The 880-nt window shown below is 67.3% G+C and carries 2 protein-coding genes; both read left to right on the forward strand.

Features of this window, described 5'->3' with window-relative positions:
* A partial coding sequence (locus ACFPMG_RS24820) for an FCD domain-containing protein (RefSeq protein WP_376997931.1) occupies positions 1-324 on the forward strand: 324 nt, incomplete at its 5' end.
* Positions 325-365: 41 nt separating this feature from the next.
* Positions 366-880, forward strand: a 515-nt coding sequence (locus tag ACFPMG_RS24825) for a thiamine pyrophosphate-binding protein (RefSeq protein WP_376997932.1), incomplete at its 3' end; no start/stop codon positions are given.

Consider the following 880-nt stretch of genomic DNA (forward strand, 5'->3'; position numbering starts at 1 on the left):
ACCTTCGACCGCTTCGCCGAAGGCGAGCTGGCCGACCACGTGCTGGAGTATTCCGACGCCAACGTCGCCTTCCACCAGTCGATCATCCAGGCCTCGGGCTGCACGCTCATCGCCGACCTGACCGACCGCTTCTTCATCCACATGCGGGCCATCCGCCGCGTCACCATGCGCCGCGGCGGCCGGGCCGAGACGTCCATCGTCGAGCACCGCGACATCATCGACGCCCTGACCCGGCGCGACGCCGACCTGGCCGAGCGGCGGGTGCGCGAGCACACGCTGGGGCTGGCCCGCCATGTCGAACAGCACTGCGATTTTCTCGATTGACCGATCGTGAACCGAATAAGAGTCGGGGAGGAGTAACCCTTATGTCAGCCGTCACAGTCCTCAACAACCAAGCCACGGCCGCCACCGATGCGGAACCGGCGCTGACGGATGGTTTCCAGCTCGTCATCGATGCCCTCAAGCTCAACGGCATCGAGAACCTCTACGTCGTGCCGGGCATCCCGATTTCCGACCTGCTGCGCATGGCCCAGGGCGAGGGGCTGCGGGTCATCTCCTTCCGCCACGAGCAGAACGCCGGCAACGCCGCGGCGATCGCCGGCTTCCTGACCAAGAAGCCGGGCGTGTGCATGACCGTCTCGGCGCCGGGCTTCCTCAACGGCCTGACCGCGCTGGCCAACGCCACCACCAACTGCTTCCCGATGATCCTGATCTCCGGCTCGTCGGAGCGCGAGATCGTCGACCTCCAGCAGGGCGACTACGAGGAGATGGACCAGCTGGCCATCGCCAAGCCTTTGTGCAAGGCGGCCTTCCGCGTGCTGCACGCCCAGGACATCGGCATCGCCGTGGCCCGCGCGATCCGCGCCGCGGTGTCGGGCCG

Origin of the sequence: Azospirillum himalayense (genome assembly GCF_042657465.1) — a bacterium.
Lineage (GTDB): Bacteria > Pseudomonadota > Alphaproteobacteria > Azospirillales > Azospirillaceae > Azospirillum > Azospirillum himalayense.